The organism is Marinimicrobium sp. UBA4509 (assembly GCF_002388575.1).
GTDB classification, from domain to species: domain Bacteria; phylum Pseudomonadota; class Gammaproteobacteria; order Pseudomonadales; family Cellvibrionaceae; genus Marinimicrobium; species Marinimicrobium koreense.
On record NZ_DGMV01000005.1, the window covers coordinates 1 to 7,531 of the forward strand.

Annotated in this window: 4 protein-coding genes and 1 pseudogene; 2 read left to right on the forward strand and 3 right to left on the reverse strand. The window is 59.8% G+C overall.

Annotation, left to right across the window (positions count from 1 at the left end; genetic code table 11):
- The 3 genes and pseudogenes from B3520_RS00255 to B3520_RS00265 form a co-directional block, all read right to left on the reverse strand.
- Positions 1-773: pseudogene (locus B3520_RS00255) on the reverse strand (hypothetical protein); the annotation flags it as partial.
- A 384-nt stretch (positions 774-1,157) separates the two neighbouring features.
- A complete protein-coding gene (locus B3520_RS00260) occupies positions 1,158-2,435 on the reverse strand; it encodes a ribonucleotide-diphosphate reductase subunit beta (RefSeq protein WP_286875016.1) in 1,278 nt (425 codons plus the stop codon).
- Between the two features lie 150 nt (positions 2,436-2,585).
- On the reverse strand, positions 2,586-5,540 hold the full coding sequence (locus B3520_RS00265; RefSeq protein WP_286875017.1) for a ribonucleoside-diphosphate reductase subunit alpha: 2,955 nt from the start codon (positions 5,538-5,540) through the stop codon (positions 2,586-2,588).
- Between the two features lie 460 nt (positions 5,541-6,000).
- Between B3520_RS00265 and B3520_RS00270 the strand changes: the two genes are divergently transcribed.
- Together B3520_RS00270 and B3520_RS00275 are read left to right on the forward strand one after the other, a co-directional pair.
- Positions 6,001-6,918 carry an AEC family transporter gene (locus B3520_RS00270; protein ID WP_286806953.1) on the forward strand — a complete coding sequence of 306 codons (918 nt, stop codon included), beginning with the start codon at positions 6,001-6,003 and terminating at the stop codon, positions 6,916-6,918.
- A gap of 86 nt (positions 6,919-7,004) precedes the next feature.
- Positions 7,005-7,531 (forward strand): ACT domain-containing protein (locus B3520_RS00275; RefSeq protein ID WP_286875019.1); only part of this gene is annotated, 527 nt, incomplete at its 3' end.

A 7,531-nucleotide genomic window follows, 5' to 3' on the forward strand; every position in this document is an offset into this window, starting at 1 on the left:
CGATTAATCAGAGTTTCCTTAAGCAATAACCGGAGTGCAGACTCCCATTTAGCAACAACCCTCCTGCTCTGGTCGTCAATCAGGTTTTTACCGTTCGTTTGCAGATCTGTACCACCCATGTGACGGAGGTGCATGATCGTTCCATTGTCGTCTAAGCTTGCCTCTTTAAGCAGGGTCTTAGCTTCTTCTGATAGCTCAGGAATCCGAGAATCCGGAGATAGAGAAATCGGACCTACCAACTCTGCGCCATCTATAGAAGTAAACATTTGATGCTCATTCAGCTTCAACTGCAGGTGCCGATAGAAATTTTCCTTGAATTGAGAGTGGCTGTCATACACCTCGTAAAGCCCTCGATCTTTACAGGAAGCTTTAAACCTCTTCAATTCTTGGTATTGCTTGTCATCAACACTATCAAGTCGCGCTGGCTGATCTGAGAAGTACAACATTGCAGGCTTGCCAGATGATATGTGCCGCTCTATTTCCTCCACAGTTCCGCTAGCATAGTCTTCGGTTTGCGTGCCGATGCGAGTCCAGAATACGCCAACTAGAAGGTCACCTTTATCAAGAATCTGGTCATTAATTATTGATTGAGGTGTATTTCCCATTTCTGGAGAAGAGTGCGACTCCCAGCCAGTCGGGAGCATAACTATCCCGCGAGCCGCAGAATGCACAGCATTCCATTCTGCAATAACCTCGCGAACGATAGATCGTTCTGAAGCAACATCCCCCGGTGACGCGATCATCACGTTAAACACGGTGGTTTTATAGCTCATACCGACTCCATCTATTTAAAACATAGCAGCGTATTCAACGTCGAAGCGACGCAATTAATCACGTTACATCGACGTGTTTAAATGCGTCGATGTAACGTATATCCCCGGAAAATGTTAAGACTTCTGCTCTTAACATTGGTAATCCGCTGGTTGTTCTGTTTCTTTCCTGAGTCTGGTCTGGGTGTTCAACAAGGTGTGCGTAATCCATAGCCGTAATTTTCCTGTTACCTATCCTCTGCCTGTATCGCGAGGGGCGTCCAATGCTGGGAGTACTGCGAGCGGGAGGCTCACTCGGGGAGGGCGCCACTGTTGTGGTTCATGTTCATGCTGGGGTGGCCCTCCCTGGCCGGTATTTCGGGGTTGGTTCTTGGAGCTGAACGGGATTTAATCCCAGCTCAACGCACCACCGGTCTGATACTCAATCACGCGCGTCTCAAAGAAGTTCTTCTCCTTACGCAGGTCCATGATCTCGCTCATCCAGGGGAAGGGGTTCTGGGCGCCGGGGTACTGCTCTTTCAGGCCGAGCTGCGCGAGGCGGCGGTTGGCGATGAAGTGCAGGTACTCTTCCATCATGCCGGCGTTCATGCCGAGTACGCCGCGGGGCATGGTGTCGCGGGCGTAGGCGATTTCCAGTTCGGTGCCTTCCAGGATCATCTGGGTAACTTCCTTCTGGAATTCCGGGGTCCAGAGGTGCGGGTTTTCCAGTTTGATCTGGTTGATGACGTCGATGCCGAAGTTCAGGTGCATGGACTCATCGCGCAGGATGTACTGGAACTGCTCGGCCACGCCGGTCATCTTGTTGCGGCGGCCCATGGACAGGATCTGGCTGAAGCCGCAGTAGAAGAAGATGCCTTCGGTGACGGCGTAGAAGGCCACCAGGTTGCGCAGCAGTTCCTGGTCGGCTTCCGGGGTGCCGGTGTTGAAGGTGGGGTCGCCCAGGGTCTGGGTGTGCTTGAGGCTCCAGGCGGCCTTGGCGGCCACGGAGGGCAGCTCGCGGTACATGTTGAACACTTCCGCTTCGTCCATGCCCAGGGATTCGATGCAGTACTGGTAGGCGTGGGTGTGAATGGCTTCTTCAAACGCCTGACGCAGGATGTACTGGCGGCACTCCGGGTTGGTGATCAGGCGGTAGATGGCCAGCACCAGGTTGTTGGCGACCAGGGAGTCGGCAGTGGAAAAGTAGCCCAGGCTGCGCATGATGATGCGACGCTCGTCGTCGGTCAGGCCGTCGCGGCTTTTCCACAGGGAAATGTCCGCGGTCATGTTCACTTCCTGGGGCATCCAGTGGTTGGCGCAGCCGTCCAGGTATTTCTGCCAAGCCCAGTCGTATTTGAAGGGTACGAGCTGGTTGAGGTCGGCGCGGCAGTTGATCATCATTTTGTCGTCAACTTCGATGCGCGAGGCGCCCATTTCGAGTTCTTCGAGGCCGGGGGCGACGTCGAGGTGTTCGAGGGATTCGCGAGCCTCGGCGACGGCGTCGGAGACGTTGCCGTTGCTCTGGGTGGCTTCGGCGGCGGCCGCGGCCTGGGCGGGGGCGCTGTCGTAGCTGGCGGCCGGTTCCTGGACCTTGGGCTCGGGTTCCGGGGCGCGCGCGGGTTGCGGGGCCGGTTTGGCTTTCTGCGGGGTTTCTTCGGCGGCGTCGAAATCGTCCCAACTTAGCATGGCGCTTTCCTCTGTTGTTTGGTTTTGCGTCACGGTTTGGTGGCGCGTTGAGTTTGGGTTACGGCGGATGCGGCCTTTGGCCTTATCCGCCCTACGCGGGGTTTGGGAGCGAGTATCGGTCGGTCCCAAACCCTGCGTCGGTCATTGCCGTTACTGGCAGGCTTCGCAGTCTGGGTCGTCCAGGGAGCAGGCCTTGGGTACTGGTGCGGCTTCGCCATTGGTGGCGGGGGCTGCTGCACTGGCACCTGCGGCGCTGGCGGCTGCTACGCCGCCGCCACTGGAGGACACGGCGTTGTGCGTGCCGGTGGTGATGGTGGATTTTTCGGTGGTGCTGGCGGCCAGGGCACGCAGGTAGTAGGTGGTTTTCAGGCCACGGAACCATGCCATGCGGTAGGTGATGTCCAGCTTTTTGCCGTTGGCGCCGGCGATGTAGAGGTTCAGGCTCTGGGCCTGGTCGATCCACTTCTGGCGGCGGCTGGCGGCGTCCACGATCCACTTGGGTTCCACTTCAAAGGCGGTGGCGTACAGCGCTTTCAGGTCGTCCGGTACACGGTCGATGGGCTGTACGGTGCCTTCGTAGTATTTCAGGTCGTTGACCATCACGTTGTCCCACAGGCCGCGCGCTTTCAGGTCGTGCACCAGGTAGGGGTTCACCACGGTGAATTCGCCGGACAGGTTCGATTTCACGTACAGGTTCTGATACGTGGGTTCGATGGACTGGCTCACGCCGGTGATGTTGGCGATGGTGGCGGTCGGGGCGATGGCCATGACGTTGGAGTTACGCATGCCGTTGGCCTTCACTTCCTCGCGCAGGCTGTCCCAGTCCAGGGTCTGGCTCAGGTCCATTTCGATGTACTTCTCGCCGCGCTCTTCGGCCAGCTTCTGGATGGAGTCGATGGGCATGATGCCCTGGCTCCACAGTGAGCCTTCGAAGGTGGCGTAGCGGCCGCGTTCTTTGGCCAGCTCGCAGGAGGCCTTGATCGCGTGGTAGCTGATCGCTTCCATGGACAGGTCGGCAAACTGCACCGCTTCGTCCGAGCCGTAGGCCAGGCGCTGACGGTACAGGGCGTCCTGGAAGCCCATCAGGCCCAGGCCGATCGGGCGGTGGCGCAGGTTGGAGTTGCGCGCGCTGTCCACGGAGTAGTAGTTGATGTCGATGACGTTATCGAGCATGCGAATGGCGGTTTTGACGGTTTTCGCCAGTTTGTCATGGTCGAGCTTGCCGTCGACGATGTGCTGGGCCAGGTTCACGGAACCCAGGTTGCACACGGCGATTTCTTCATTGGCCTTGGTGTTCAGGGTGATCTCGGTGCACAGGTTGGACGAGTGCACCACGCCCACGTGCTGCTGCGGGCTGCGCAGGTTGCAGGCGTCCTTGAAGGTGATCCAGGGGTGACCGGTTTCAAACAGCATGCCCAGCATCTTGCGCCACAGGTCCAGCGCGCGTACTTTTTTGTACAGGCGCATCTCGCCGGTTTCGCACATGCGCTCGTATTCGTTGTAGCGCTCCTCGAAGGCTTTGCCGTACAGGTCGTGCAGGTCCGGTACGTCGTTCGGGGAGAAGAGGGTCCACTCGCCGTCGTCGAACACGCGCTTCATGAACAGGTCCGGTACCCAGTTGGCGGTGTTCATGTCGTGGGTGCGGCGACGGTCGTCACCGGTGTTTTTACGCAGCTCGACGAACTCTTCGATGTCCAGGTGCCAGGTTTCCAGGTAGGCACAGACGGCGCCTTTGCGCTTGCCGCCCTGGTTCACCGCCACGGCGGTGTCGTTGGCGACTTTCAGGAAGGGCACCACGCCCTGGGAACGGCCGTTGGTGCCTTTGATGTAGGCGCCCAGAGAGCGTACGGGAGTCCAGTCGTTACCCAGACCGCCGGCGAATTTGCTCAGCATGGCGTTGTCCTGAATCGCGCCGTAAATGCCGTGCAAGTCGTCCGGTACCGTGGTCAGGTAGCAGGAGGACAGCTGCGGGCGCAGGGTGCCGGCGTTGAACAGGGTCGGGGTGGAGCTCATGTAGTCGAAGGAGCTGAGCAGCTTGTAGAACTCGATGGCGCGCTCTTCGCGGTTGTCTTCTTCCACGGCCAGGCCCATGGCCACGCGCATGAAGAACACCTGGGGCAGCTCGATGCGCACATCGTTGCTGTGAATGAAATAGCGGTCATACAGGGTCTGCAGGCCCAGGTAGGTGAACTGCAGGTCGCGCTCGGCGATGATCGCCTTGCCCAGCTTTTCCAGGTCGAAGCTCAGCAGCTCCGGGGCCAGCAGCTCCAGCTCGACGCCTTTCTGAATATAGGCGGGCAGGGCCTGGGCGTAGTAGGTTTCCATTTCCGCCTGGGTGGCGAAGTCGGCCACACCCAGGAAGCTCAGCGCCTCGGCGCGCAGCTTGTCGAGCAGCAGGCGGGCGGTGGCGTAGGTGTAGTTGGGCTCTTTTTCCACCAGGGTGCGGGCGGTGATCACCAGGGAGGTGTTCACATCGCGCAGGCTCACGCCGTTATAGAGGTTGCGCATAGCCTCATCGAGAATGGCCTTTTCGCTCACGTCAGTCAGGCCGGCGCAGGCTTCACGCACGATGGTGCGCAGGCGCTGGGTGTCCAGCGGGGCTTTGCTGCCGTCGTCCAGGGTGACTTCGATGGTGGGGTATTCCGGGTCTTCGGCCTGGGTGTCGGCGCTGGCGGCCGGCTGCTTCTCGGCCCGCAGGCGGGCGTGCTCTTCGCGGTAGAGAACGTAGTCCCGGGCGATTTTGTGCTCGCCGGAGCGCATCAGCACCAGCTCGACCTGATCCTGCACCTCTTCAATATGAATGGTGCCGCCGGAGGGCATGCGCCGCTTGAAGGTGGCGGTGATCTGACCGGTCAGGTTTTCCACGGTCTCGCGCACCCGGCGCGAGGCGGCGGCGGTACCACCTTCCACGGCCAGGAAGGCCTTGGTCATGGCGACAGCGATTTTGCTGGGGTCGTAGGGGACCACGGTGCCGTTGCGCTTGATGACCCGAACCTGGCCAGGCGCGGTGGCCGAGAGGTTGGAGGCACTGCGCTGCTGCGATGAGCCTTCCGTGTGGGGCTGGGAGCCGGTGGTGGTGTTCTGTGAGTCGGTTTCTGTGTGCATGGACGTCTCCGCGAGCGATCTGAATTCCGTGACTGTAAGCGGTCACCCTGGGCAGGTGACGGGTGTTTGGTGAAACTGGATAACCCGGTACCGCGCACAGCGTGAAGCGTTGGGGCGGGGTATCGAAAAACCCTATATATAGGGGTACCGGGTGAATGCGCTACAAGATAATGCGCTTTGGGCGGGAATGCAAGCGGACAAAAACGGGGATGGCCTGTGGATAAAATGTGTGTAAATCGTCATGTCAGTGATCACTATCCTGCGGGCCGCGTCCTCAGGGAGGGGGACCCTGAAAGTGGTGTAAAGTTGGCCAATGTGGGCTGAATAGATTTTTTTATTCTACCGGCTTTGGCTGTTATCGCCAAAAATAACATAGCGGCCTTTTTGCGCTAGTGTGTCGCTCGCATTCCGGTACAATGGGGGTTGACCGTCCTGACCACCACGCGACATTAGGAGCGACATGTTCGCGGAATTAGCGGCCATTATGGCCCCGCTGTTTATCGGAACCGCTATCGGCTACGGCTGGGTGCGCTCCGGTGCCGACTACCCATCCGAGTTTGTCTCCCGCGCGGTGATGAACATCGCCACCCCCTGCCTGATTGTCTCGGTCATGGCGCGGGTCGAGGTGGAGCCGAGCATCATGGGCGGCGTGGCCTTGGCGGCGGCGGTGGTGATTCTGAGCATGGGCGTGATTGGTTACCTGCTGACCCGCTGGCTGAAGCTGCCGCCGGTCCACTATATTCCCTCTCTGATGTTCCCCAACAACGGCAACCTGGGTCTGCCGCTGTGCCTGTTCGCCTTTGGCGATACCGGGCTGGCCCTGGCGCTGGCCGCGTTTATGGTGATGACCCTCAGTACCTTTACCGTGGGCATCATGATGGTGTCCCGCGCCGAGGGGCTGGGCGCACGGCTCAAGGCACTGGGGCGCCAGCCGGTGCTCTACGCCATGGTGCTGGCGGTGGCGCTGTTGCTGACCGATACCACGCTGCCGCTGTGGCTGGCCAATACGGTGGACCTGATGGGGGGCTTTGCCATACCGCTGATGATTCTGACCCTTGGGGTTTCCCTCGCGCGCCTGAAACTGGTGGCCTGGCGGCTCAGTCTGGCCTTCAGTACCTTGCGGGTGTTGGGCGGTCTGGCGCTCGCCTATCTGGCCGCGCGGCTGATCGGGCTGGAGGGTGAGGCGCTCGGGGTCGCGGTGCTCCAGGGCGCCATGCCGGTCGCCATCTTCAATTACCTGCTGGCCCTGCGCTATGACCGGGCCCCTCAGGAAGTGGCCGCCATGGTACTGATGTCCACGCTGCTGGCGTTTGTGGTGCTACCGATTGTGCTGGTGTTTGTGTTGCCTCTGGCCGGTACCACCCCGGTCGCGCCATAAAGCACTTGAGCCCCTTGTCCGCAATCCAGTAGTCTTGCAGCCTTTCATCTATTGTTCATTCTCTATTCGATATCAGGAATTGTTCCATGGCCGGTGTGCGGGAAGTAGTACTTACCTTCAGTTGTCAGGATGCCCAGGGCCTTGTGGCGGCGGTGGCCAGTCTGTTCGCCCAACGCGGCTTCAATATCCGCGAGTCCTCCCAGTTTGAGGATGTGACCCAGCGGCGCTTCTTTATGCGCACCGTGTTCGAGTGCCCCCAGGGCTATGAGCTGCCCGCGATCCGCGAGCTGTTCCGGCCGGTGGGCGAGAAGTACGGCATGGACTGGGCGATTTACGATGTGGACTGCAAGCCCAAGGTGCTGATTGCGGTGTCCCAGTGGGGCCACTGCCTGAACAGCCTGCTCAACAACTGGAAAAACGGCTCCCTGCCCATCGATATCGTCGGGGTGGTGTCCAACCATGAAGTGATGCGGGACCTGACCGAATGGTACGAGCTGCCGTTCCACTACTTGCCGGTTACCCCCGATACCAAGGCCGAGCAGGAAGCGCAGATCTGGTCCCTGATCGAGGCGCATGAGGTCGAGTGCCTGGTGCTGGCCCGCTACATGCAGAT